We start from the raw sequence: 26,014 nt of genomic DNA, 5'->3' as shown, positions 1-26,014 counted from the left end.
GATTTTATCAAAATCCTTGCAGGTATTATACCATAAAATGCGGTAAAAGTCGGTAAAATCAAGTGTTTTAAACCTAATCAGCAGACACGAATTAATTTACCATACATCTTAATACTGATAGACTTCATTTTGAATTTGATTCTCCAGCCAATCGGAGGTTTGCAATAATCGTAGACTGCTTCTCCCGTAAATTTTAGAACGGAACGTGCCACAACCAGATATCATTATATACGGCAGAAGGCAGGATTAGAAAAATAAAAGTAATTTTTAGCCGGAAGACAATCTGGCTTTCCATTGACCAAATGACAGAACTATTTCAAAGGAATAATAATGTAACAAAAAACACATAAGAAATATTTTTAAGGAAAGAGAGTTGATATGGGAAGCAGTTTAGGCAAAATCTGCCTGTACTATTCCCATATAAAAAGCCGGAAATTCCGCTGTTTTTACGTCTTTCCGGCTTTGATTCACTGCTCCATTTTCTTCCTTCACCCGGCATTTTTTCTTATACGCTGCTTAGTCCAGCAGCATTACAACCAATGCCGCAATTCCCACTGCAATGGTAATCCCGCCGAATAAACAGCAGATTCTCCAGTAATTCTTCTGCTTTCCCTCATTTCCTTTATTCCGATAACTCATGATATAGGAAATAATGGCCATAATGGCAGAAATACTCAGTGCTGTTCCCAGATAGTCCAACAATTTCATACTTTTCCTCCTGTATATATGCTTTTCCTGATTCCGCTCCGGCTCAGTTCAGCCCCCGGAAGCCTTTCCCGATAATCTCACTGCTGTTGGTAATCATCATAAATGCATCCGGCTGATTCCATTTAATATAATTTCTGAGCTGAACCGCCTGGCCCCTTTTCATAACTGTCAGAATCACATATTTTCTGTTATGGGTATACGTCCCCTCCGCCTGAAAAATCGTGGCGCTCCGCACAAGCTCTTCATGAATAAAATCGCAGATAGGTTCCGGGTCGTCGCAGACAATGGTAAAATACTTGCACAGATTGATATTCTCAATGGTGGTATCAATTACCAGGGATTTTGCCATCAGTCCGCAGAAAGAAAACAGGCCGGTCTGGGCGTCAAATATAAAGCAGGCTGCCACGGTAATCATCAAATCCACCAGAAACAGAGCTGTCCCGATGTTGACGGTACTGTGCTTTTTCAGCACCATGGCTATAATGTCCGTACCGCCGCCGCTGGCCCCGATATTAAATAAAATAGCGGAGCTTAACGCCGGAAGGATAATGGCAAATATCAGTTCCAGTACCGGCTCATTCGTCATGGGGCGTGCCATGGGAAAATATTTCTCCAGCCCGCTCAGTCCCAGAGAAATCAGAATGCTCACATAAACGGTCTTGATGCCGAATTCACGTCCCAGCGCGACGAAGCCCACCACCAGCAGCGCCATATTGATGACAAAATTTATGGTGCCTGCACTGAGGGGCGTCACTGCGCTGAAAATGACCGCCATACCGGTGACTCCGCCAAAAGAAAAATTATTGGGGAATTTAAAAAAATGCACTCCCACCACCAGCAAAATTGCTGCGACTGTAATCATTGTATATTCAAATAACGCCAGCTTTACCTTATGTTGTTCCATAACCTCATACCTCTGCTCCTGTATCCTGCAAAAATCCTATTCCCCGTCTGTCTCTGGTTCCGGTGTCTCTCCGTCTGTCTCCGCTTCCGGCGTCTCTCCGTTTGTTTCATTTTCCGAAGTTTCATCTTCTGTTTCTGGTTCCGGTGTCTCTCCGTCCGCCTCAGTGTCTTCTGTATCCTCGTCCATCATTTCTTCCTCTTCCTGATAATATTCTTCCTGGGAAACTTCTTCCAGGTTTGCATTTTCACAGAGGAAATTTACCACTTTTTCCCGCACAATCTGCGTAATAATGCCGGCTTTTCCATAATCCGCTTCAAATTCTTCCACAGATTCATATTCATATTCTTCCGCCAGGGCTTTTGCTTCTTCCTGATAGCTGTCTTCTGTCACTGCAAGTCCTTCCTGGTCCGCAATGGCCTGAACCACAAGATACTCATTTGTCTGAGCTTCGGTTGCTTCTTCTACTGCACCTTCTCCCATTTCATCCAGAAATTCATCATATTCCATGCCCATCAGAGATGCATAAAACTGGTAGCCCTCCACGGTCTCATTATAAAAGAAATCATACAGCGCCTGAGGATAGCCTTCCACTTTTGCATTTTCCACAGCCAGTACAAGGGCGTCCTCACCTGCCGCCGAATCAGATTCCTCCTGAGCAGAAATCATTAAATCTGCATTTAAGTATTCCTCATATTCCGCTGTGGTATTATAATCTGAGACTTTTTTCACAAACTCATCATTGTATTCCGGAACAATGACTTCGCTGATTGTATTGATGGTCACCGTAAATTCCGCAGTCTTCCCGTTCAGCTCCGTATCCATTTCATTGTAATCCTCCGGAAAGGTTACCGGAAATGTAAATGCTTCTCCGGCATTTTTATCAACCAGATTTTTTTCAAACTCTTCCAGGAATTCTCCGGAGCCTATGACCAGATCAAAATCCTCTCCGGTTCCGCCGTCAAATGCTTCTCCGTCTATCACTCCGGTAAAATCAATATTGACGCTGTCCCCTTCCTGAGCCGCCCGATCTTTGATTTCCTTATACTCCGTATTTTCTTCCACCAGCTGCTGAATGGAAAATTCCACATCATCCCCGGACACCTCCGGTATGGGATACTTCACGTTCAGCCCTTTATACTCTCCCAGTTTCACATAATCTTCCGCTTTAAAATCCAGCACATCTTCCCCGGCTGTCTCTCCGGCGTCGTCTGATTCTTCTGTTTTTTCATCTTCTGTCTTCCTGGAAGCGCTGTCTTCCTGATTCTTTTTGCTGTTTCCGCAGCCGGTAAACACTGCCATTCCCAATAACAGCAGCAACGCTGCCAGATAACGTCTTTTTTTCATACTTTCCTCCATTTTTCTGCCTGTTCCGCAAAGATTTCCTATTACAACAACGCTATTTTAACACAAGATTTTGAAAAAATCATGAAAATTGTAATTTTTTTGAAGAATTGAAAACAGCAAATCGTTCCTGGAGGTGTTAAGCGTACTTCCTGGTCAGCCGGTAACCAGACATGCAAAGGATTGATCTGTGAACAGAATGTGGACAAAATGAAACGGATATCCAATAAAAACTGCCGGAAGAAGAATTCCTGAAAAATTCCTTCTCCCGGCAGTCCTCGATTCAAAAATTTTAATTTCCCTGCGGTCCGCAGTAAGGAGCCAGCTCCAGCCGCACAAACCAGCCCTGTTCATGGTCGCATACCGGACAGGTCATGGGTGCTTCTGTTCCTTCATACACATAGCCGCAGTTCAGGCACATCCATTTTGTCTCCACTTTGGACACAAACAACTGGTTTGCCTCCAGCAATCTGGCAAATTCTCCGAAACGGTCTCCGTGAATTTTCTCAATCTCCGCAATTTTGTGGAATTTTGCAGCAGCTTTGCCAAAGCCTTCTTCCTGAGCTTTGTCCCCAAAATGCTGATACACGTCGTCATGTTCTTCATACTCGTTATGCTGGGCCATTTTCAGCAGTTCCGTCATATTAGGGCTTAAATCCACGGGATAGGTACCGTCAATTTCAATGGTCTCTCCCGCCAGTTCCTTCAACTGATTGTAGAAAACTTCCGCATGTTCCTTTTCCTGGTCTGCAGTAAACCGGAATATTTTTTCAATCACATACAGCCCCTGCTGATGTGCCTGTCCGCCTGCAAAAGTATAGCGGTTTCTGGCCTGGCTTTCTCCGGCAAATGCGCGCATTAAATTTTTCATGGTTTCACTCTGCTTAAAATCTGTTGCCATAACTGTCTCCTGCCTTTCTTTCCATCCATTTTCCGGTGGACATTTACGCAGGTAGTATGTGCAGACATGGAAATTTTATGCAGGAACTGTCCATTAAATTTGCCTGGCTGCCTGAAATACCGGTTCAGATTCCGCTCTGAAATACTGTCAGGCATTTGCCTGCTCCTGACGCTCAAATCCATGAATCCAGTCGGCTTTCAGAAAGTAAATCAAAAATATAACGGAGCTCAGGCTCCAGGTCAGAGGATAGGCCCAGAACACCGTACGAATCACCGGAACCAGCTTCACCGCAACGGTAATATAGGTAATCCGAACCACACACCAGCACAGCAGCATAACCACCATGGGCACTATGGATTTCCCTGCGCCCCGGAAAATCCCCGCCAGGCAATGGGAAAATGCCAGCAGAAAATAAAAAAGCGTTACGGTTCTGGCCTGAGTGGTGCCAAACCGGATGACTGCCGGATTGCTGTCAAAAGCCTGAATCAGTGTGGGAATAAAAATATAAATACAGATTCCCACGATTTCCGCGGTAATGATGGAGCAGAAAATCCCGAATCTGGCTCCCTTTCTGGCACGCTCATACTCTCTGGCTCCCAGATTCTGGCTGATAAAGGTAGTCAGCGAAAGGGCAAAACAGGTGATGGGCAGAAAGCCAAAGCCCTCAATCTTGGAATATGCGCCGCAACCTGCCACAGCAGTCATGCCAAAAACATTGATATTGGACTGAACCACCACATTGGCCAGCGCGATAATGGAATTCTGTACTCCTGCCGGAAGTCCGTTGGAAATAATCTGGCGCATCATCCTTCCGTCAAACCTGATTTTACTCAGTTCAATCCGGTATTCTTCCTTTGTCCTCATCAGCCGTACCAGGCACAGAAAAGCACTGAAAAACTGTGAAATAATGGTAGCGGCTCCCGCAGCTCCCACTCCCATGTCCAGCACCGCAATAAACAGAAGATCCAGCACAATATTGGTAACAGAAGAAATAATCAGATAAATCAGCGGATGTCTGCTGTCTCCCACAGACTGCAGAATTCCCACAAAAACATTGTACATGACAAACCCTAAAGACCCTGCAAAATAAATTCTGAAATACAAAACGGAATTGGGGAACACCGTTTCCGGCGTCCCCATCCACGTCAGAATCTGAGGCGTAATCAAAACTCCTGCAACCGTCAGAAACACGCCCGCCGCCAGACCAAAGGCCACCAGCGTATGGACTGCCGCAGATACTTCCTCTGCCCTCCTGGCTCCGTAATAACGGGCAATGACCACACCTGCTCCCATGGCAATCCCGCTGAAAAAACCTACCATCAGAAAAATCAGGTTCCCGGAGGAACTGACTGCCGCAAGGGCATCGCTGCCTATAAAATTTCCTACAATCAGGGAATCTGCCGTATTATAAAGCTGCTGAAACAGGTTGCCCAGAAAAATCGGTATGGCAAAAGCGATAATCTTTTTCCAGATACTCCCTTCTGTCAGCAGCGTAGATGTTTTGTTCTGCATACGAATGATTCCCCCTCCTGTCTAAGATATTACAATTCCGCAGGAACCCCGCATTTTCAGAGGACATTCATAAGCACTCTGGGAACCGTTGGTGTCTATGTAGGAAATAGGACATTTCCTGCAGTCTCCTACGGTAAATTCTTCCGAAACCTCGAATTCCAGCACTGCTTTTTTCTTCCCGTGGGGGGATTCCTTCTGATTGATGTTTTTCCAGCTTAAAATCTGGCTGCAACCTCCGCATTTGTCCATACCCAGAGATACCATTCTGCCACAGGTAGGACAGGAATAATACATTTGGTCCATGGAGCCTCTCTGCTCCACCACTTCCGCCGGAAACTGTCGAATTAACTGTGCTCTGATATCATCCTTATCCATAATTTTCCTCCTTTTAACTGATATACTGATCCAGCTGGTGGGATACCTCCAATACACTGCCTAACAGAGATTTGGCATGTTCCGCATTGTCCAGGTTCTGCACGCTCAAATCTGCCGCCTGTACGGAGGAAGCTGTCACTTCCTGCGTGGTGGCGGAAAGGTGCATGATATTCTCCACTATCTGGTTATTTGCCTCTGACAGACTGCCCAGCATCTGGTCTATCTGAGCAATATCCTCAGTCAGAATATTTACATTTCCATTCATTTTATCAAAACTTTCGGAAGCCTGTTCAATCATCTTCTCCTGGTACTGCGCTGCATCCACAGACCTGGACACTGCCCCTGCCGCGGCCTGGGCGTCTTCTGACAGCTCATTGAGGATAGACGCTATGCTTTCCGTTTCTTCTTTGGTCCGCTCCGCAAGCTGGCGGATTTCATCTGCCACCACTGCAAATCCTCTGCCGGCTTCCCCCGCCCTGGCACTTTCAATAGACGCATTCAGAGCCAGCAGATTGGTCTGGCTGGAAATTTCAAAAATAGTATCCGTAATGGTTTTTACCGCTTCGGTGCGCTCCTGCAGTTTCTGCATGGACGCCGCCACTTCGCCGTTGGTGCCTGCAATCACATCAGACTGCTGCTTCAGATGATGCATAATCTCCAGACTCTGGCTGTTTAATGCTTCTGACTGTTTTGCCACCTGCACCATATTTTCCGAATGCTCCAGCGTGGTTCCGATGGAATCCTGAATATTCCGGGTCTGGATGGTCTGGGTCTGAATATTCTCCGCTGTGCTCTGATTACTGTCGGAAATATCCTTCATGGCACCGTTTACAATTTCTGTGGAAGCGTTCAGTTCATTTACAATCTGCACCACTTCTTCAGTACCTTTCCGCACTTCTTCCGCCACTTCCAGTACATTTTCCATTACCTTTTTCTGGCTTTCCTGCTCCCGCGTCAGGCTGTGCCTGGTGTCATGGTTAAATTTCTCCGCAAGCTGGGCCGTATAATAAATCAGGAACAGCATAACCGCTATGGCAACCGTAGCCCAGACCTGCTCCTGGGCTGCCTTTCCCTCATAAGTATGCGCAATCAGAATTTTATAGACCGTAATTCCCACATTCAGCATAAAACATGCAATACAGGATATAGCCGAAAATTTCCGGTTAAAAAACAGGATACAGGCGATATATGGAATCGCAGCCATAAACCGGACAAAAGAATCATCAAATGCCAGGGACATAAAAAACGCCACAATAAAGAGTCCCACAAACGTAAGATAACGGACATTGACGCCGTCAGGATCCCGTTTATTCCAGAACAGAGAAACCCCTGTAACCGCCATCACAATCACGGTAATGGTTCCGGCAAACCCCGTGGTCCGTTCCCCCTGCGCACAGGAAATCCAGACAAGGCACAGAATAAAGAAATAAAAAATCATATTACCAAAGGTCAGGAAATGATTTGCCCGTTTAATCTGATCTTCCTTCTTCGCATATGGATACTTTTTTCTTACACGTTCTTCCACAATCTCACCTTCCTTAAAAAATTTTTGCATATTTCTGTATGATTATAGCATATTTTAAGGAAAATTTAAATAATCTGTTCAAAATTAGCATAATATTGCTACAAAAAAACGCGTCTCTTATTCTATATAACCCAAAAACACGTTCCCGGCTTCTTCAAACATGGTGTTGCTGTCCTGTCTTCCCATTTTACGCACCACATTCAAATCCGGATAATACAGAAGCGTGTTATGTTCGTCATAGCCCACAATCAGCACCGCTCCCTGTTCTACCATGGCGAATACGGGAGTATTCAGGTTTACATAATACAATACCTGTTCTACCCCGCATCCTGTCAGATCAATCACCTTTCTACCGTTTAATGCTTCCTCCAGTATCTGTCTGGGCGTCTCTCCCTGAGCAACCAGGTCATCCACGTCGATATTAATTTCTTCCGTTCTCAGCAGATACGTCAGGCAGCGGGAAGCCGGATTGTCGCTTACTCCTGCCAGATCCACCGTACCCGGTCCGATGGCAGGCTGGACGCTTTTCCGGCCCCTCTGCCAGATATACTTCTGTTCCTGGCCGATTACCACGCCCATGGACTGGTCGGCAGAAATAATGGCTTCCTTCAGGGAAGGCGTGGAGAGAAGGATTTTCCCGCCGCTGTATACGTAATAGGTTTCCTGCTCACTGCCTGAATCCAGCTTTACAACTCTTTTTTCTTTCAGCACCACTTCCTTCGGCACCACCACCTGAGGCTGTCTTGCCGTTTTCTCCGAAGACGCTCCAAGAACAATCCGTACCTGGCACTGCTTTTTCTCAGTCTGGGTGGTTTCCAGAATAATTTTCCTGGAAGATTCCAGCTGCTGATTCTTTATCGTATCCTGCTCCACACTCTCATAGCCTGTTTCCGTGCGGATTTCCCTGTCCAGGAAAATGGTTTCCTGTTCCACATATGCTTTTGACACATAATATCCGCTTTTCTGGTAATCTTTAATCACCTGAGATTTTTTATCCACAATCACAATCCGGTACATGGGAATTCTGGTATTCCCGGCGGCATCTGTGACAATATCTTCTTTTCTGGCGGCTCCGTACACAAAATCGCTTTCCACGAATCCCACAGGTTTCAGATATTCTCCTTCATCCCCCTCAATGGTACGGCTTTCCTCCCCTTCCAAATCCATAATTTTCAATGTATGGGCCTGGTTCTGTTCCCCTTTTTCCTGCCAGGCAATATAGCGTCCGTCCTCGGACACCGCATAACTTCCCGTTTTCAGCCCTTCCATCACCTGTCTGGCGTCTCTGGCCGCAAGGTCAATGCGGTACAGCACGTCATCGGCCAGCAGATAGAAAATATTGCCGTCGCTTACATAGAAAAGATTTCCCCATTCCGCTTTCAGCATCTCCGGAGATTTGTAATAGGGAATAAACAGTTCTTCTTCGATGGTATTTCCCACGCTGTCATAGTGAAATACGCAGATTCCCGTCTGCCCCTCATGGAGCCCCCGGTTCATATATCCGTACACTACAAAATCCATGCTTCCCGTCTCATCAATTTTCATAATCTGAATCTGATGTGCGGAATGGTTCTCCCGGTCGGAAATTCCTTCCGGGCTGCGGAAGCTGTACACCTGGGAAAGGCTGTTTCTGTCGCTGTTGTAACTCCACAGTTCTCCCTCCTGAACAAAGGCAATGATATTCCCTTTTTCATTTGTCATATGCTCCACATCGGAAGACCGAATCCCCAGAAGCATTTTATTCCGCTCCACCCTTCCGTTTTCTCCCCGGAAAATCTGATTCATGGTACGCTCAAAATTGAGCAGATACATGCGGCCTGCCTGCTGGTCATAGCGGACCCTGTAATATTCTTCCACGTTATAATATTCCACTTCCCCGTTCTCTCCTGCGGCTGTCAGCACATAGGGAAGGATAATGGTATTGTAGGAGCTGCCCATTTCTTTAACGGAAGGTACCGGCTGTTCCAGGCGCTCTCCCTCAAAATCCGCCCAGCTTACCTGCCGCAGGCTGGAGTGGATGGTCACTTTCTGCAAAGTGGTATTGTCCCCCATACTGTCCGGCTCCAGGTAAGTGGCAAGGTTGTCCGCATACTCCTTATCAAAGGTCTGGTCATGGAAATCTTTTACAAACTCCAGGGATTCCCCGATATAACAGTCGCTTTCTCTGGCAATTCTGGTGTAGTAATACACCTGCTTTTCCTGGTATTTTACAGAGAGCACCAGCATATACTCCGTATCTTCTTCCAGAATATTCTGGAACTGCAGAGACAGATGTATTTCACCGTTTTTTTCCGAAAAATCAGCCAGATTTCCATTTTCAATCAGCCGCTCCATATTCATGGTACGCACTTCATAGGCCACTTCGTCAATCTGATTCTGGCATGTTTTTATCACCACAGGCAGGGACAGTTCCTTACCCAGAGGAGTGATGGTATCGCGCATTCCTGTTCCGTCCCTTTCGGATGTGTATCCGTACAGCTCATTGATTCTGGTATCTTCCCGCTGTAAATACACCACAGGCAGGGTGGCCGGGGCCATTTCCGATGTCATATCCATACTGTCCTGATGGCTGAACAGCCCTGTAATTCCGACGGTTACACAAAAAACCAATATTAATACAACTGTCTTTATCAAGCCTTTACGCATTCTGTTTGTCTCCCTTTCCATCCTGCAGTACAGCCAGTGTGGGCTCTGCGTGCAGAAATTCCATTACTTCCCGGTATCCCCTGCTGTCTTTTGCCTTTCCTTTTTTCACCGCGCGAATCAGGATATTTTTGGGCGTATGCTCCATATCAATAAATTCCAGAATCTGCACCTGATAGCCCCTGCTCTCCAGAATCTGCCCTCTGAGGGCGTCGGTAATCAATGCTGCCATCCGCTCTCTGATCAGGCCGTAGCCCAGCACCGGGGCCAGTAAATCATTCCGTATCTGGCGGTTCAGCTCGTGCTGGCAGCAGGGTACGGACAGAATTACCCTGGCGCCCCAGCGAATGGCCCGGTCCAGCGCATAATCGGTGGCTGTGTCGCAGGCATGGAGGGTAACTACCATGTCCACCTGGGTTACTCCTTCATAACCGGCAATATCCCCCACCTGAAATTCCAGTCCGTCGTATCCGTATTTTTCCGCCAGGCTGCTGCATGTCTCAATGACATCTCGTTTCAAATCCAGTCCGATAATATGCACCTGATATCCTTTTAATTCTTTCAGATAATGGTACATGGCAAAGGTCAGATAGGATTTGCCGCAGCCAAAATCCAGGATGGTCACTTCCCGGTCCTGGGGAAGCTGCGGCAGTATATCTTCAATAAACTCCAGAAAACGGTTAATCTGGCGAAATTTATCATATCTGGATTTAATAATCTTTCCTTCTTTTGTCTGCACGCCCAAATCCACCAGGAAATCCACTTTCCGCTCCGAATCCAGAATATAATTCTTCTTCCTGTTATGGGACAAATCCGTCTGTTTATGTCCCGGTATACAGTCCGGACAGCCGCCCTGCTGTTCTCCGGGCATTCTGCCGGCAGGACAGGCTTTTTCCTTTATGGTAATTTTTCCCTTTTTACTCACCAGCACATTAGCCTGTCCCTGCTGAGAAGTCAGAGCAAGCTGGCGGTATTCTGTGATTTGTTTCTCAATCTCTGCGGCTGCTTCCTCCATGGAATAATTCCTGTGGAAGACTTTCTGCTCCCGATATTCGCTGGCCTGGAATACCAGGCTGTTTTTTATCAGAACCGGACGGAAAACGATTCTGGCGGCGCTTTCCCGGCGGCGGGGGCCGCTGATAACCGCGTGAACAAGCTGTTCGTTAAAATATTTTTCCAGTAACTGGTGCAATTCAATCATAATGGGCCTTTCTCAATTTCAGTAACCATCTCTTCCGGCTCTGTATTTATCAAACATTATACACATTACTCCTGAAAGGTCAATCCTTTTTAAAAAGAACTCCCCGCAAAACTTACACAGTCCCGCAGGGAGTCTCCTTTCAGATACATGCAGCTCTGTGCACGTCTACCACCAGCGGCGGCAGCGTTTATGGCGGCATCTTCTCTGATACATTTCGTTAAACAGCAATACCTCTATCAGATTCTGCAGACCATTATTCCCCTGAGGCGGCCTGCCCGGAGGCGGTGGCGGCGGTCCCCAGCCCGGCCCCGGAGGCGGTGGCGGCGGTCCCCAGCCCGGTCCTGGCGGCGGCCCCGGAGGCCTTCTCTGTTCCACCATGCGGCCTTCTAACGGAAGTTCCTCGGCCTGCATATCGTCTGTTTCGTACTGTTCTGCCTCGTAAGGACCTGCCTCAAAGCTCTGGATATTCATCTGGCCGCCTGTGGCCCCGTCATAAATCCGGTTCACAATCTGCCGGAGCATGAGTTTATCCGGATATTCGTCGAACATCAGGCTGCCTTCATATTCCATCTTGTCGCATTCTTCTTCTACCAGCGCCTGGATGGATTTTACTTCTTTGGGATACATGTCTTTTAATTTCTGCATATCTTTTTCATATTCCAGTTCTTCCAGATATACATTCTGCATGGGATATGCCATGTAAAAAGGCATTTTGGGCATATTCCTGTCCGGCATCCGGTAAAACATTTCCTGTCTATAATCCACTGCTTTACTCCCATTTTTTCTGTCTCTATACTATATGCCCCGTTTCCGGTTGTGCTACACCGGATTGTCTGTTTCTTCCACAATAACACATTTGACGATATTTTTCTACTTTGCTATACTTATGATAACAGTTCGGCCCCGGCCTGTCCGGTGTAAACCGTGCCGGCATACATGAGTACACGACCCATACCGTGGTTATGGGCAAGGCGGCTGCTATCAGGCTGTTAATTTAATGACAATTCACAGAACGGAGGAAATTATGAAAGACACCAGTGCTATTCTTCTGGTCAGTTTCGGCACCAGCTATGCGGACAGCAGAAGGAAAACAATTGATAAAATACTGGAAAGAACTGCAGAAACCTTTCCGGACTATAAGATTTATCAGGCATGGACCAGCAAAATGATTCTTAAAATCCTGAGAGAGCGGGATAATCTCATCATTCCCACCATTGAGGAAGCCATGGCCGGACTGCAGGAAGACAACATTCGGACACTGATTGTACAGCCCACCCATTTCATCAACGGACTGGAAAATGAGCTTATGACGGAACTGGTCCGGCAGCATACTTCTTCCGAGCTGGACGTCCGGTTCGGCGCTCCTCTGCTCAGCAGCACCCAGGACCAGCAGCACGTCCTTCAGGCACTGTTCCGGGAATTTTCCTGGCTGCCGGAGGAAGAAGCGCTGGTATTTATGGGACACGGCACCACCCATTACGCCAACTCCGTGTACGCCGCCCTGGATTACATGATGAAAGATATGGGGCACCGCAACTTTTTTATGGGAACAGTGGAGTCTTATCCCGATCTTGATACTTTAATCCGGCAGGTAGCCCGCACCAATGCAAAAAAAGTCCATCTTGCGCCTTTTATGCTGGTGGCAGGAGACCATGCCAACCGGGATATGGCCGGTTCAGAGCCGGATTCCTGGAAGTCCCTGTTTGAAGCCGCAGGATACGAGGTGGAATGCCATCTGCGGGGACTGGGAGAATATAAGGCTATTCAGGATATTTACCTGAAACACCTCCAGGCAGCAATTGAGGGACAGCAGCCTCATTTTTTCCAGTAGGTATTTCCCTTCCGCGCCATAATTCCCTCGGAAATCATATCTCTGCGGATGGTACAGAAATCCTCGTGGAACCGGGCAATCAGCTCATTGATTTCCTTTTCTTCATATATTCTGCCGGGCTCAAACTGCCCGGCAATTTCTTCCAGACAAATCCGTTCTTTTTTCCGCTGAGCAGGAATGGATTTCAGCCTGCCATATTCAAAAAATGCGGAAATTACTTTCCTGCGGTAAGCCTCCTCCCGTTGTTTCTGTTCCTGTATCTCGTCCGATTCTTCTTTGATGATATCCAGAATATTGGCCATGAACACTTCCTGACGGATGGAATACATGGTATAATACTGCTCTTTGTAAGAAGTTACTGCTTTCACATCCTCCAGCTTTTTCAGATGAAAGGAAATCGTCGCAGGGGTAAGGCCGAGACGCTCTGCCAGACGCTCCACGTACATGTCTTCCTGTATCAGGGATTTCAGAATCTGCAGCCGGGACTTGTCCGCCAGGCATTTAAACAGTTTTACCGCATCGGTTTCCATCATTGTCCCGCCCTCCATAATTTATTAAATTTTCCTTTAATTTCTTCTATAGTTTCCAGTTTAATCGTTTCTGTCACAACCTTCTCCACATCCTCATGCTGTTTTGCTTTCTCTTTTGAAATCTTCCAGTTCGTCAGGGTCTCTTCCAGCTTTGCCAGATATTTTTCCCTTAACTGCTCTTCCGATTCCTGTCTGCTTATGGCTTCAAAAACTGTTTTGCAGATACCATAGATATTAATTCTGATTTTCATCAGATTGGCCTCGTCCTTCCGGTGAGTAGCTGCCAGCTCCCCTTCTTCCCGACGGAGTTTTTCCACAGAATCATCCAGATATTTCAGATATTCGTTCATTGTTTTCCTGCCTCCCTGTTTTAATTTTATATTTATCTAATCAGATATGGACACTATACCACCTGCTCAGGAAGATGTCAATATCCATTTTGATATTTATCTAATTACTTGTCTTCCAAGAAAGAATCCTGCTTTGCAGGATTCTCCGCGTGCGAGCGGATTGCGCAGCAATAGACTTCCTCTCCACGAGCTGCGCATCCCACCCGAAGGGCTTTATCTTACAGGAAGACACTTTCACGCTTTACCATGACAAAGTCTTTCCTGTAAGATAAAACAAAATCCCCCGGAAGGCCGAAACCTCCGGGGACTTTTGTTTTATTATTAAATACAGATTTAATATACGAAAACTGCTACGCCGAATGCCGGCAGGGGATATGCAAAGGAGAACGGACGGTTATCGCATTCCTCCTTTTCCGCTTTGTACACCAGCGGACGCTTTTCGCCCTCTCCGCCGTATTTCTTATCATCGCTGTTAAAAATCAGCTTATACTGCTTTTTCAGCGGCACTCCTACACGGTAATCTTCCCGCGCTACCGGTGTAAAGTTGCATACAAACAGCAGGTTATTTTTACCGCTGCGGCTCTTTCTCACAAAACTGAAAATACTTCTGAAATTATCGTCCGCATTAATCCACTCAAAGTTATCAAACCGGGTATCTGCTTCGTACATGGCCGGATATTTGGTGTAAATGTGGAGCAAATCTTTTACATAAGTCTGAAGCTGAAGATGTTCCGGTTCTTCCAGCAGGAACCAGTCAAGTTCCCGTTCCTCGCTCCATTCCCGGAGCTGGCCGAATTCCTGTCCCATAAACAGCAGTTTTTTGCCGGGATGGCCCATCATAAATCCATATCCTGCTTTCAGATTGGCAAATTTCTCTTTTCCTTCCCCTGGCATTTTGTTAATCATGGAGCACTTCAAATGTACCACCTCGTCATGAGACAGCACCAGAATATAATTTTCACTGTGGTTGTAGCTCATGGCAAAGGTCATCCGGTTATGATTGTCTTTCCGGAAATATGGGTCAAGTTTCATGTAATCCAGGAAATCATGCATCCAGCCCATATTCCATTTATAACTGAAATTCAGACCGTCATCTTCCACTTTTCCGGTCACTCTGGGCCATGCGGTAGATTCCTCCGCAATCATAACGGTTCCCGGATTTCTTCCCAGAATCAGCGTATTGATATGTTTGAAAAATTCGATTGCTTCCAGATTGTGGTTGCCGCCGTATTTATTGGCTACCCACTGGCCGTCCTGTTTGCCATAATCCAGATACAGCATGGAAGCCACTGCATCCACCCGCAGGCCATCCACATGGTAATGCTCAATCCACATCAGCGCACTGCCAATGAGGAAATTCTTCACTTCATTTTTACCGTAATCAAAAATCTTGGTGCCCCAGTCGGGATGTTCTCCCTTTTTCGGGTCTGCATATTCATAGAGGCAGGTGCCGTCAAATTCTGCCATACCATGGGCGTCTCTGGGGAAATGAGCCGGAACCCAGTCCAGAATCACGCCGATTCCATGCTTGTGCAGATAATCTACCAGGTAAGCGAAATCCTCCGGCGTTCCATACCGGGAAGTGGGAGCGTAATAACCGGTTACCTGATAGCCCCAGGAACCGTCAAAGGGATATTCTGAAATTCCCATCAGCTCCACATGGGTATATCCCATTTCCTTTACATACTCTGTGAGCCTTACCGCCAGTTCCCGGTAAGTGTAAAATCCTTCATCTTCCCTGCCCGGATGACGCATCCAGGAGCCGGGATGTACTTCATAAATAGCCATGGGCTGTGTATGCACATCTTTGCACGCCGCGCGCTTTTCCATCCATTTGCTGTCTGTCCACTTAAAGGCATTGATATCTGCCACTGCGGAAGCATTTCCCGGCCGCAGTTCCGCATAATTTGCAAAAGGGTCTGCCTTGTAGAGCTTTCTGCCGTCCGGAGTTTCAATATAGAATTTATACAAAGCCCCCAGCTGCACCCCAGGAATAAACAACTCATAGATTCCCATAGGCTCCAGACGGGTCATTTCATTTGCGTCTTCTTTCCACTCATTAAAATCTCCTATTACGGAAACTTTTGCCGCGTTGGGCGCCCACACTGCAAAATACACACCTTTTTTCCCTTTTTCCGTAACGGGATGTGCGCCCAGTTTCTTATAAATATCATAATGTGTTGCCTGTCCAAAATAGTACATATCCAAATCTGAAAAACGTTCCATCACTATCACTCCTGTTTCCAATATTTTATTCCTCAAAGTCTTTTTCTCTCAGATAGAGATATCCTTCGGGGCTGAACTTCTTTCCGCCAAATAATTTTTTCAATCCACCTCTTTCCGCACTGCTGATGGCCATATCCACAATTTCTTTCACTTCCGTTAATGTTGTGGCCTCATCCAGTTTCTGTATGTTGCTGATACGGTTGTAAAGTGCTAATATCCCCATATCATCAATTTCACATTCCTGCTCCTCTGCATATGCCTTTGCAAATTCCACCAGTTCATCGCTGGTAAACACAGGTATTTTTATCCGCTCTGTAAATTTTTTTGCAAAATTCACATCCTGGCTTAACACCTTCTCAATTCCTTTTCTGGTATCCTCCAGAATAAACAGAAGCCCGTCCGTATTCTGCTCCATCAAAAGAGAAAGTCTTGTGGCTGTTTCCGGAGATATTTCTCCTGCTTTTTCTATAATCAGATAGCCCCCTGCTATTTTTTTCAGCAGTTGGCTCAAATCCTTCTGATTCAGGGATTCTCCTGTAATTTTTCCAACTTTTCCTGCAGGATGGCTTCCGCTTTTCTGCACTGCCTTAATAATATCCGTTGCCAGCACCGTCTTCCCGCTGCCCCGGCCGCCCATAATCAGAATATTTCCGCTGGCGGAACTGCTGTCTTTCCCTTTCCGGTGCAGAGCGCCCTCTAACACCTGGCAAAGCTGCTGCTCCATTCCGGTTACCGGAACAAAATAGGAAAAGATTTCTTTCTGTTCCTCACTCAGCTTCCGAACCGGTTCTTCGGCAGGTTCCAGACGAATCTCCGGAATCCCTTCATGCTCTCCGGGAGACGTTGTTTTCACAACGGGAATATAAGAAGTTTCTTCTTCCAGTTCTGTCCTTACTTCCGGAATAGCCATTTCTTCCGGCCCGATTCTCACTTCCGGAATCATCGGTTCCTCCGGCCTGGTTCTCATTTCCGGAATCATCGGTTCCTCCGGCTCGGTTCTCACTTCCGGAATGGCCATTTCCTCCGGCCCGGTTCTCACTTCCGGAACCGGTACAGCTATCTCTTTTGCCTCCATCCCTGCTTCTGCAACCGGTTTTAGCGGTACCTGATTTTTCTCCTCCCTGGCCGCCTTTGCTGCCTGAAATACAGAGGCCAGATATCGTTCCGCATCTTTTTTCTCCGCTGCAGCCTCCGGAATCTCCACAGCTTCCAGGTTTTCTGCCGCAGGAATCCGGGGTTCTTCTTCCGGAACCGGAGATTTTTCTTCCGGAATCCGGGGTTCTTCTTCCGGAACCGGAGATTTTTCTTCCTGAATTCGGGGTTCTTCTTCCGGAATCGGAGATTTTTCTTCCGGAATCCAGGGTTCCTCCATATTCAGGGGCAACCCCTGCACTTCTGTTTCTGAATGTGCTGCCGGCTCCAAAACGACTCCCGGCACTTCTGTTTCCGGATGTACTGCCGGCTCCAGGACTGCTCCCGGCATTTCCGAAACCTGAGACAGTTCCGGCACTTCTGAAACCTGAGACAGTTCCGTATCCGGAATCGTCTGCGGCAGTTCAGGATACGATTCCGCTATCTCCGAAATTTCTTCCTGCACATATGCCTGTTCCGGCACTTCTGAAAATGTCTCCTGGGGATACATCTGCTCCGGGATTTCCGAAAATGTCTCCTGGGAATACATCTGCTCCGGGACTTCCGAAAATGTCTCCTGGGAATACATCTGCTCCGGAATTTCCGCCTCCGGATATGTCCCCTGCATGGAATACTCCGGCATATTCTCAGGGTAGCCCTCAGTTACTTCCGGCTCCGGCATATTCTCAGGGTAGTCCCCTGGCACAGCTTCTTCCGTCATGCCCTGTTCTTCCGGTTCAAATCCTTCTGTATTCTGCAGATAACGCTCTGCAAGCAATTCCTGGGGAGACACCCCTGCATTCAGTCTGGGAATGATCTGATTCAGCCGTTCCATCAATTCTTCCGCCTCCTGCAATGCCCGCGCCTTTGCAGATTCCAGCCTCCGCTGCTGGGCAACCGCCATGGCTGCTTCCGCCGCACGTCTTGTCTTCTCCCATTCTGTCAGAACATCTTCAATATTAATCTGCCCGTTTATCTGGGGTTCGTGCCAGCCTCCGCCGGGAACGGAAAGGCTTATCTGCCCGTCCCGGTCTTCTGCCAGCATTTCCTGAAAATCATTTTTCAGAGAACCGTCAATTTCCTCATCGGTCTCAATATGGCCATACCGTTCTTCTTCCGGTACCGGTTCTTCCTTTTCCTGAGACACCTGCAGATATGGAATTTCCTCCACCATTTTCTTGATATTATCCATAGTATCTGTAACGGTTTCTCTGGTGTCGGCATCCAGAATCTGCTGCATACTCTTCGCCAGTTCTTCCTGCAGGTTCAGCGTGTTAAACCGCCCGGTGTTGGAAGTAATATCCGGTATCGGAACCGCTTCCTGAACAATCTCCTCTGATTCGGGCTGTTCTGCCGCTTCTTCCACCGGTTCCCCCCAGCTCATCTTGAACTGGCGGTACTTCTCTTCCTGATACTTATTCAAAGGCTGGTACAGCATTTTCAGCTCCAGCGCTTTCTCCACATATTTTCCATCCCCAAACCAGAGTACCAGGTCGTCGCAGACTTCCACGCACCGCTCGCTGTTCCCGGAACGATGGTACAGATAGGCCAGTTCAAAGGCCCATTCTTCCTTATACTCCCTGTCTTTGAATTCTTCCAGTATATCTATCAGCTCCGGCAGAGAAGCCCCTTCCAGCTTCGCAATCTGGTAACGGAGCACATATTTCAGATTATCCTGTGGGGCCACCTCCAGAAATTCCTCGTAATATTCTTTCGCTTCTTCCAGTCTGCCCATCTTCATGGCAACCAGCGCCAGCCGGTAAATAATATTTCTTCCTACGGTCGCCCTGTCATAAGCCATGAGAAGAATCTCATGACTGTTCTCGTACTGTTTATTTCTGTCATATATTTCGCCAACCATACAAAGGGTTGCCGCACTCTTTACTTTCCTCCAGTTAATGGTATCTGCAATCTCCGCTGCTGTCCGGTAATCCTTTTCCTGTACCAGATTCCTTAACTGTTCCAGCTTGAGCTTATATTCGTATTTATCCAACGGTTTCACCTCAAATTTATCAAAAAGGTATAAAACTCCTGATTATCAGCCTGTTCCTTGCATTCTACCATATTTCACCCATAAATGTCAAAGTCAAATACTCCGCCTGCGGGGCGAGTGCGCATCTTAATTTGTTTCTACAGGAAGGCACTTTCACACTTTAGCGTGACAAGGTCTTTCCTGATAGAAGCAAAAAAACAGAAGCGCCCCTCAGGGTACTTCTGTTTTTTATGAAAAATTACCGGACTTTCAGAACAGGGACAGATCTTATGGTCTGTCTGCCTTATTTTTTTCATCCCTGTTCTCTTTTTTCGATTCCCTCAGCTTTCTCTGCTTTTTCACCGAATCTTCTTCCGGGAAACAAATCAGCCTGTTGGTTGCAGGGTCCAGCCGTTCCGCCCTGATATAACTCTCCGTATCCCTGGGAAGCTGCTTTTTCTTCAGGACCCAGGACAGAATATTTTTAATCACATAGAAAATCACCGCAAATACCGGAACACCGATAATCATGCCGGGAATACCGAAAATTCCGCCGAAGGTCAGAATGGCAAACACCACCCAGAAGGAAGATAATCCGGTGGAATCTCCCAGAATTTTTGGTCCGATGATATTTCCGTCTATCTGCTGAAGCACCACAATGAAAATAATAAAATACAGTCCTTTTATGGGATTTGCCAGCATAATCAGGATGGCGCTGGGCACTGCTCCAAGATAAGGCCCGAAAAAGGGAATTACATTTGTCACGCCTACAATTACGCTGACCAGCACCGTATAGGGCATTTTCATCAGATACAGGCAGGCAAAGCAGAGCAGTCCGATAATCAGAGAATCCAGGATTTTCCCGGAAATAAAGCCGCCGAATATTTCGTTGCTTTTATGGACGGTATGAATAATAGCGTTGGCTTTTTTAGCAGGAAAAACAGCATAAGTAATTTTCTTGCTCTGGCCGATAAAATCTTCTTTGCTCATCAGCACATAAATGGAAATAATAATGCCCACCACCACGTTAAACACCAGTTTTACGGCTATAATCACACCGGAAGTCAGTCCGGCAATGATATTCTTGGTCTGGGGAAGAAATTCTGTCTGTGCCCAGTTTTCAAAAAATTCCGTACCCTTTGTCAGTGCCGTTTCCAGATAACCGGAAATCTCGCTGTCCGAGCTTACATACTCGTTGAGCCAGTCCATAAAACTGTTGACCTGTCTGGGCAGAGTGCCAATCATGCCATTGATGCTCCGGTAAAGTTCCGGAATTACCATCTGCAGCAAAACGCCGATAATCACTGCCACAAACAGCAGCGCTCCTGCCACGCTTAAGCCGCGCACCATTTTGTCCGCTTTCTTCGGATTCTTCATTTTCTCCCGCATATAAGGCAGCAAATGGCGTTCCTCAAAATTCACAATCGGCGTCACCAGATATGCAAGAATCAGTCCGATAATGATGGGCTGCAGAATTACCATCATTTTATCCACAATTTTTGTAAATCCGTGATATCGGTAAATCAGAAAGAAAAATAAGATACTGGCCACAATGACCAGAAAGGAAGTCAGCCCCACAGCCATATAGGGCCTGATATTCCAGTTCGATTTTTCCTTTCTCTGTTTATTCTCCTGTTTGTCCAAAATAAAACTTCCTTTCTTCCCGCAGAGCCTCTCCTTTATTTCATCCGCCCCTGGACAGGCTCTCCGAAGCTGTCCTGCCCGGCGGACCGTTTTTGCAGCAGGCTATCCCTTATAATAATTAATCAGGCAGCCTTTTAAAATAATTGTGCGTTCATCTTCGGTCAGTTCACCCATGCCCAGGGTAAATTCTTTCAATTCTCCGTCTTTCACCACATAGGCCGGAATGTCCGTTTTCCTGTCCTCCACTGCCTGGCGGATATCCGGAATAAAAATATAATCTTCATTTGAGAAAGGCAATTCTCCCTCTGAAATCAGGAAGGGAAGCATACCCCAGTTAATCAGATTGGAGCGGTAGCGTTTCGTTGCATACTCGTTGGCGATATTCGCCCATCCCCCCAGCACCTTCTGGCAGGAGGCAGCCTGCTCCCTGGCGGAACCGTCTCCCGGTTTTACGGCAAAGATAGTGCTTCCAAATCCCAGCAGTCCGGCTTCTGATTTTTCTCCAAAGGCTTTTTCCGGAAATACTCTGTGAATGGCTTCCATGACCGGCCCCAGTTCTTCCACTGCCTCTATGGGGCAGGTACCTGCTTCCAGCGCCTTCTGGGCCTTCTGAATCTCTTTGGCCCGTCCCACATAGGCGGGATCTTTTCTGGACAGGGTGAACTCTGCCAGACCCAGAGGATTGGAGCGGTAGGAGGAAGTCTCTCCGGAAGGAATCAGCTCGTCCGTGGTGGTAACCGGGTCATGAATCTCGGAAACCACTTTTAATACCATATTCTGAGGCAGTTCGCTCATGGCCGGCCAGTCTTTGATATTGGGGCCGAATTTGATTTCCTGTGCGGGATCTGCAACCCCTTTGCTGTCGAACACCCGGTTCGCATAAATTCTGCTGTCAAAATGATATTTCGGATTAGTGTAGTATACGTCCATGTCGGTAGCTGCGGTAAGATATCCCTTATTTGCCGCTGTGGCTGCAATGGAACGGGCGTCCATCAGAGCCACGGAAGCAATCTGTCCGCTCTGGAGCTTGCTTCCTTCCCGGTTGGGGAAGTTCCTGGTGGAATGGCGGATGGAGAATCCGTTATTGCCCGGTGTATCTCCGGCGCCGAAACATGGCCCGCAGAAAGCCGTTTTCAGAATGGCGCCTGTTTCCATCAGTGTCTCTGCCGCACCTGTCTTCATCAGTTCCATATAAATGGGCATACTTGCCGGATATATACTCAGCGTAAACTCATCGGAACCAATGCTGGCTCCTTCCATAATATCCGCCGCCGCCGCAATATTTTCAAATCCGCCGCCGGCACAGCCCGCAATGATTCCCTGGTCCACATAGAGTTTCCCGTTCCGGACCTTATCTTTCAGAGTGAAATCCACCGCTCCGTCCAGACTCACCTGGGCTTTCTTCTCGCAGTCGTCCAGAATGTCCATAAGATTTGCATTTAATTCCTCAATGGTGTACGTATTACTGGGGTGGAAGGGCATGGCAATCATGGGCTTCACTTTACTCAAATCCACTTCTATCATGCCGTCGTAATAAACAGCCTGGCCGGGATTCAGCTCCTTAAATTCTTCTTTCCGTCCATGAATTTCATAGAATTCCCGGATTGTGTCATCTGTTCTCCAGATAGACGACAGACATGTGGTTTCTGTAGTCATAACGTCGATACCGATGCGGAAATCTGCACTTAAGGATGATACGCCGGGGCCCACAAATTCCATCACTTTATTATTCACATAACCGTTGGCAAATACTTCTCCGATAATGGCCAGAGCCACATCCTGAGGGCCCACTCCCTTCTGAGGTTTTCCGGTAAGATAAACTCCCACCACGCCCGGCATATTGATATCATAGGTTTTGTTCAGAAGCTGTTTTACCAGTTCCGGCCCTCCCTCTCCCATGGCCATGGTACCCAGCGCCCCGTAACGGGTATGGGAATCGGAGCCCAGAATCATTTTGCCGCCTCCTGCCAGCATTTCTCTGGCATACTGGTGGATAACTGCCTGATGAGGCGGTACATAGACGCCGCCGTATTTTTTGGCGCAGCTCAGCCCGAACATGTGGTCGTCTTCATTGATGGTCCCTCCCACTGCACACAGGGAATTGTGGCAGTTGGTCAGTACATAGGGAACCGGAAATTTCTCCAGTCCGGAGGCCCGTGCAGTCTGAATAATACCCACAAAAGTAATATCGTGGGACGTCAGTTTATCAAATTTAATTTTTAATTTCTCCATATTTCCGGAAGTATTGTGGTCTGCCAGAATTCCATATGCAATGGTGCTTCCGGCTGCTTCCTCTCTGGTTACTTCCTTACCGGTTTCTTTCCGGATGGCTGCCGCTGCCTGGGGGCCGTCGTCAATCAGCGTGGTACCGTTGACCAGATAAACCCCTCCGTCGTGTAATTTTATCATATTATTTCCTCCTGAATGATAATAAAGAATCTTTCCTGCTGAATGATGAAAGAAGCCAATGGAAACCTCCATCGGCTTGCTTCTCCTTACTAAAGTATTATACGGGTCTGTTACTGAAATTGCAAGGTAATTTTATTTTGAAAGGCCCTGGCTTGTAACTATTCAGCCTTCGGTTTCATAGTTACTGAATCCGGCCTGTTCCAGTTTGCCTTCGGCAAAGAGGCCGGATTCTTCTCAACCATTACACATTCTCACGGACTTTGCAGCAGGCGCAAAGTCCTGGGCTGAACTGTTCCCTGACTTTCAAAGTATGGATGACCATGGGGCCCGCCAGCCGACAGGCTGTGCATAATTTGGGTTTATCTGCAAAAGAACTCTTTTATCTTCCGGTACAGCAGCTTCATTTCCACCGGTTTGGTCAGATATTCATTCATCCCGATACTGGCCGCATACCTGCTGTCCTCCTGTGAAGCATTGGCTGTCAGGGCCATAATAGGCACGGTACCGGCGTCCTCCCGGTTCAGACCCCGGATTTTTCTGGTGGCCGTCAGTCCGTCCATCACCGGCATACGGATATCCATCAGTATAAGACGGTACCAGCCCGGCCGGGAAGCCCTGAATTTTTCCAGAGCCACCAGACCATTTTCTGCGGCGTCCACCACCAGGTTCCAGCCTTCCAGAATGGTCTGCACAATCTCCAGATTGATATCATTATCCTCCACCACCAGCACCCGCTGGCCCTGAAATCCTTCCGGTTCCACCTCCGTTACTTCTGCTTCTCTCCGGGGAAATTCCTCTGTGATTTTAAAGGGAAGTTCCACCTCAAAAGTGGTTCCCTCCGCAATTTTGCTTTCAAACTCTATGGTACCGCCCATAAGCTGTACCAGATTTCTGGTAATGGAAAGGCCCAGACCGCTGCTCTCAAACACCCGCCCTTCCGTGGCATTTTCCTGCTCAAAGGGCTCAAACAGCACTTTCTGAAATTCCTCGCTCATTCCGATTCCATTGTCTTCCACCTGAATCTTAAGAACTGCCTGTTCTCCACTCTTTTCTGTCTGCCGGGCGGTCAGGGAAATACGCCCTTCCTCTCTGGTAAACTGTATCGCGTTACTCAGAAGATTCAGAAGAATCTGCTTCAAATGCATGGCGTCGCCCAGATAAGCCTCCGCCACATTCTCTTCAATGGAAATATGTAACTCCTGCTTCTTTTCCTGCACCTGCACGGTTATCATGGAAGTGATTTCCTGCATCAGTTCCCGGAATCGGAACTCCTTCTCCACAATGACCAGTTTCCCGCTTTCAATTCTGGACATATCCAGAATATCATTGATCATAGACAGCAGAAATCTGGCAGAAAGGCCTATTTTCTCCAGGCACTCTCCAACCTTTCCGGAATCCTCAGGGCTGGCGGAAGCAATGGCAGACATCCCCATAATGGCGTTGATAGGAGTACGAATGTCATGGGACATTCTGGAAATAAAGTCTGCTTTGACCCGGTTGGCACTTTTGGCTTCCTCCAGTGCTTTCTGCAGTTCCTGCTTCTTCTGCTCATCTTTATTCCGGATTGCATTGATATCACGGGCAAAAATCATAATGCGGAAATCATTCTGATTCTCGGATACAAGCTGAATCAGGTTGGAATACCAGTGGCATTCCCCTCCTGTTTTCTCTCTCCGGTACTCAAAATACACCTGTTTTTCTTCTTCCAGCAGATGTTTCTGCAGGGTATACACCGACATGTTTTCAAGGTACTTTTCCCGGCATTCCGGGCAGACCTGTTCTTCCGCAATCTCCTCCACCAGTTCCCGGTAGCTCTTATCCATCAGTACTCTGGCCAGACCTGTATCCTCATACCGGAAATTATAAATTTCCCCGCGTACCAGATCCGCTTCGTAAATGTCGTCATACATGTTACGGATACTGATGGCAAATCGCTTGCTGACTTCCACCTGCTGCAGAACAGCATTCCGAATCTGTTCCTCCATGGCCTTTTGGTCGTCAATATTCCGGCTCAGAGAAATCTGCATAATATCCTCACTGTAAGGATTCTCAATACGGATAACATGGGTATCCGTCCAGTGGTAACTGCCGTCATCTCCCATCTGGAGGTGTTCCATGTATCTGGATCTCCCTCCCTCTCCGTACAGCTTCAGAAGACTGCTTCTGCTGAACTTCTCCACAAATGCCTCCCGGTAATCCGGATGCATGGTGGCTGCGCCGCTTTCTATCAGACTGTCAAAGGTTCCGGAAACAGGCGCGCAATGGCTGTCAAATCCTGCATACTCCACCATAAAATATGTATTTTGGGTAAGATTTACAGAAATTACCATGGTATAAATCTGAGATACTGCAATCTGCATCTGCTGCCTGCCAAGTTCTTTCTCCTGGTCCAGTTCTTCCATCATGTGATTGCTGATAGACACCAGACAGGCAGGAATCTCATCATTCCACATAATCTTTGTGGCAGACATATCCACAAATTTTCCAAAAGGCATGTCATAACTGGTTATGAAACTGCTCTCCCTGTCTCCCATAAGACATCCGGGACAGTTCCGGCAGCCGCAGTTCCATACGTCCTCACAAATATCTCCCAGTTGTATAAACGGCCTGATTTTCCTGAGCCGGTCATTCACGTATAAAATCTCATGGCTGTCCTGCGCCATGACAAAAACAGAAGCACCTGTTATATGATCCAGCACGTTTTCCATCTGGTTTTTCTTTTCCATAAAGTTTCCCATTCCTCGTGTCATATGATGCGGAATCTGTGTGTTGGGGTACATCCGCCGCATTTTACTTTGTTACAAAAATATG

At 47.3% G+C, this 26,014-nt stretch carries 18 protein-coding genes; 1 reads left to right on the top strand and 17 read right to left on the bottom strand.

Annotated features, from left to right (window positions below):
• Positions 1 to 516: 516 nt before the first annotated feature.
• The 10 genes from VSQ32_18070 to VSQ32_18025 all read right to left on the bottom strand — a co-directional run bounded on the left by VSQ32_18070 (position 517) and on the right by VSQ32_18025 (position 11,875).
• On the bottom strand, positions 517 to 708 hold the full coding sequence (locus tag VSQ32_18070) for a hypothetical protein (GenBank protein MEH2944696.1): 192 nt from the start codon (positions 706 to 708) through the stop codon (positions 517 to 519).
• Positions 709 to 751: 43 nt separating this feature from the next.
• Positions 752 to 1,612 carry a YitT family protein gene (locus VSQ32_18065; protein ID MEH2944695.1) on the bottom strand — a complete coding sequence of 287 codons (861 nt, stop codon included), beginning with the start codon at positions 1,610 to 1,612 and terminating at the stop codon, positions 752 to 754.
• A 36-nt stretch (positions 1,613 to 1,648) separates the two neighbouring features.
• On the bottom strand, positions 1,649 to 2,956 hold the full coding sequence (tig, locus tag VSQ32_18060; GenBank protein MEH2944694.1) for a trigger factor: 1,308 nt from the start codon (positions 2,954 to 2,956) through the stop codon (positions 1,649 to 1,651).
• Positions 2,957 to 3,245: 289 nt separating this feature from the next.
• Positions 3,246 to 3,854: a rubrerythrin family protein gene (locus VSQ32_18055; GenBank protein MEH2944693.1), complete on the bottom strand. Its 609-nt coding sequence runs from the start codon at positions 3,852 to 3,854 to the stop codon at positions 3,246 to 3,248.
• A 147-nt stretch (positions 3,855 to 4,001) separates the two neighbouring features.
• Complete coding sequence (locus tag VSQ32_18050) at positions 4,002 to 5,366, bottom strand: MATE family efflux transporter (GenBank protein MEH2944692.1); 1,365 nt, start codon at positions 5,364 to 5,366, stop codon at positions 4,002 to 4,004.
• Positions 5,367 to 5,387: 21 nt separating this feature from the next.
• A complete protein-coding gene (locus tag VSQ32_18045) occupies positions 5,388 to 5,741 on the bottom strand; it encodes a hypothetical protein (GenBank protein MEH2944691.1) in 354 nt (117 codons plus the stop codon).
• 13 nt (positions 5,742 to 5,754) lie between these two features.
• The gene (locus VSQ32_18040; protein ID MEH2944690.1) at positions 5,755 to 7,266 is read right to left on the bottom strand and encodes a methyl-accepting chemotaxis protein; all 1,512 of its coding nucleotides are present in this window, start codon (positions 7,264 to 7,266) and stop codon (positions 5,755 to 5,757) included.
• 117 nt (positions 7,267 to 7,383) lie between these two features.
• Positions 7,384 to 9,912, bottom strand: a complete 2,529-nt coding sequence (locus tag VSQ32_18035; protein MEH2944689.1) for a hypothetical protein — start codon at positions 9,910 to 9,912, stop codon at positions 7,384 to 7,386.
• Positions 9,905 to 11,110 (bottom strand): SAM-dependent methyltransferase, encoded by a 1,206-nt coding sequence (locus tag VSQ32_18030; GenBank protein ID MEH2944688.1) that lies wholly within the window; start codon positions 11,108 to 11,110, stop codon positions 9,905 to 9,907. The genes VSQ32_18035 and VSQ32_18030 overlap by 8 nt, the downstream gene beginning before the upstream one ends.
• A 165-nt stretch (positions 11,111 to 11,275) precedes the next feature.
• Positions 11,276 to 11,875 (bottom strand): hypothetical protein, encoded by a 600-nt coding sequence (locus VSQ32_18025; protein ID MEH2944687.1) that lies wholly within the window; start codon positions 11,873 to 11,875, stop codon positions 11,276 to 11,278.
• A gap of 259 nt (positions 11,876 to 12,134) precedes the next feature.
• On the opposite strand from VSQ32_18025, the gene VSQ32_18020 reads away from it, so the two are divergent.
• Complete coding sequence (locus VSQ32_18020; GenBank protein MEH2944686.1) at positions 12,135 to 12,941, top strand: sirohydrochlorin cobaltochelatase; 807 nt, start codon at positions 12,135 to 12,137, stop codon at positions 12,939 to 12,941.
• Here VSQ32_18020 and VSQ32_18015 read toward each other — a convergent pair.
• The 7 genes from VSQ32_18015 to VSQ32_17985 form a co-directional block, all read right to left on the bottom strand.
• Positions 12,926 to 13,474, bottom strand: a complete 549-nt coding sequence (locus VSQ32_18015; GenBank protein MEH2944685.1) for a metalloregulator ArsR/SmtB family transcription factor — start codon at positions 13,472 to 13,474, stop codon at positions 12,926 to 12,928. The genes VSQ32_18020 and VSQ32_18015 overlap by 16 nt on opposite strands.
• Positions 13,471 to 13,821: a hypothetical protein gene (locus VSQ32_18010; GenBank protein ID MEH2944684.1), complete on the bottom strand. Its 351-nt coding sequence runs from the start codon at positions 13,819 to 13,821 to the stop codon at positions 13,471 to 13,473. Before VSQ32_18010 ends, VSQ32_18015 begins: the two co-directional genes overlap by 4 nt.
• Positions 13,822 to 14,154: 333 nt before the next feature.
• Positions 14,155 to 16,047, bottom strand: a complete 1,893-nt coding sequence (gene glgB, locus VSQ32_18005; GenBank protein ID MEH2944683.1) for a 1,4-alpha-glucan branching protein GlgB — start codon at positions 16,045 to 16,047, stop codon at positions 14,155 to 14,157.
• Between the two features lie 25 nt (positions 16,048 to 16,072).
• Positions 16,073 to 19,171, bottom strand: a complete 3,099-nt coding sequence (locus VSQ32_18000; protein ID MEH2944682.1) for a hypothetical protein — start codon at positions 19,169 to 19,171, stop codon at positions 16,073 to 16,075.
• A 267-nt stretch (positions 19,172 to 19,438) separates the two neighbouring features.
• On the bottom strand, positions 19,439 to 20,794 hold the full coding sequence (locus tag VSQ32_17995) for an AI-2E family transporter (protein MEH2944681.1): 1,356 nt from the start codon (positions 20,792 to 20,794) through the stop codon (positions 19,439 to 19,441).
• A 102-nt stretch (positions 20,795 to 20,896) separates the two neighbouring features.
• Positions 20,897 to 23,203, bottom strand: coding sequence for a hydratase (locus VSQ32_17990; protein ID MEH2944680.1), 2,307 nt, complete (start codon positions 23,201 to 23,203; stop codon positions 20,897 to 20,899).
• A 359-nt stretch (positions 23,204 to 23,562) separates the two neighbouring features.
• The gene (locus VSQ32_17985) at positions 23,563 to 25,929 is read right to left on the bottom strand and encodes an ATP-binding protein (GenBank protein MEH2944679.1); all 2,367 of its coding nucleotides are present in this window, start codon (positions 25,927 to 25,929) and stop codon (positions 23,563 to 23,565) included.
• Positions 25,930 to 26,014: the final 85 nt, after the last annotated feature.

This window comes from Lachnospiraceae bacterium JLR.KK002, from assembly GCA_036941025.1.
Taxonomy (GTDB): Bacteria; Bacillota; Clostridia; order Lachnospirales; family Lachnospiraceae; genus Petralouisia.
The sequence above is the reverse complement of the archived record's forward strand: the minus strand, read 5'-3'. Positions and strand labels throughout refer to the sequence as shown.

Coding starts and splice junctions, on each gene's coding strand:
- VSQ32_18070 (MEH2944696.1), bottom strand. CDS start 708: ATGAAATTGTTGGACTATCTGGGAACAGCACTGAGTATTTCTGCCATT.
- VSQ32_18065 (MEH2944695.1), bottom strand. CDS start 1,612: ATGGAACAACATAAGGTAAAGCTGGCGTTATTTGAATATACAATGATT.
- tig (MEH2944694.1), bottom strand. CDS start 2,956: ATGAAAAAAAGACGTTATCTGGCAGCGTTGCTGCTGTTATTGGGAATG.
- VSQ32_18055 (MEH2944693.1), bottom strand. CDS start 3,854: ATGGCAACAGATTTTAAGCAGAGTGAAACCATGAAAAATTTAATGCGC.
- VSQ32_18050 (MEH2944692.1), bottom strand. CDS start 5,366: ATGCAGAACAAAACATCTACGCTGCTGACAGAAGGGAGTATCTGGAAA.
- VSQ32_18045 (MEH2944691.1), bottom strand. CDS start 5,741: ATGGATAAGGATGATATCAGAGCACAGTTAATTCGACAGTTTCCGGCG.
- VSQ32_18035 (MEH2944689.1), bottom strand. CDS start 9,912: ATGCGTAAAGGCTTGATAAAGACAGTTGTATTAATATTGGTTTTTTGT.
- VSQ32_18030 (MEH2944688.1), bottom strand. CDS start 11,110: ATGATTGAATTGCACCAGTTACTGGAAAAATATTTTAACGAACAGCTT.
- VSQ32_18020 (MEH2944686.1), top strand. CDS start 12,135: ATGAAAGACACCAGTGCTATTCTTCTGGTCAGTTTCGGCACCAGCTAT.
- VSQ32_18015 (MEH2944685.1), bottom strand. CDS start 13,474: ATGATGGAAACCGATGCGGTAAAACTGTTTAAATGCCTGGCGGACAAG.
- VSQ32_18010 (MEH2944684.1), bottom strand. CDS start 13,821: ATGAACGAATATCTGAAATATCTGGATGATTCTGTGGAAAAACTCCGT.
- glgB (MEH2944683.1), bottom strand. CDS start 16,047: ATGGAACGTTTTTCAGATTTGGATATGTACTATTTTGGACAGGCAACA.
- VSQ32_17990 (MEH2944680.1), bottom strand. CDS start 23,203: ATGATAAAATTACACGACGGAGGGGTTTATCTGGTCAACGGTACCACG.
- VSQ32_17985 (MEH2944679.1), bottom strand. CDS start 25,929: ATGGAAAAGAAAAACCAGATGGAAAACGTGCTGGATCATATAACAGGT.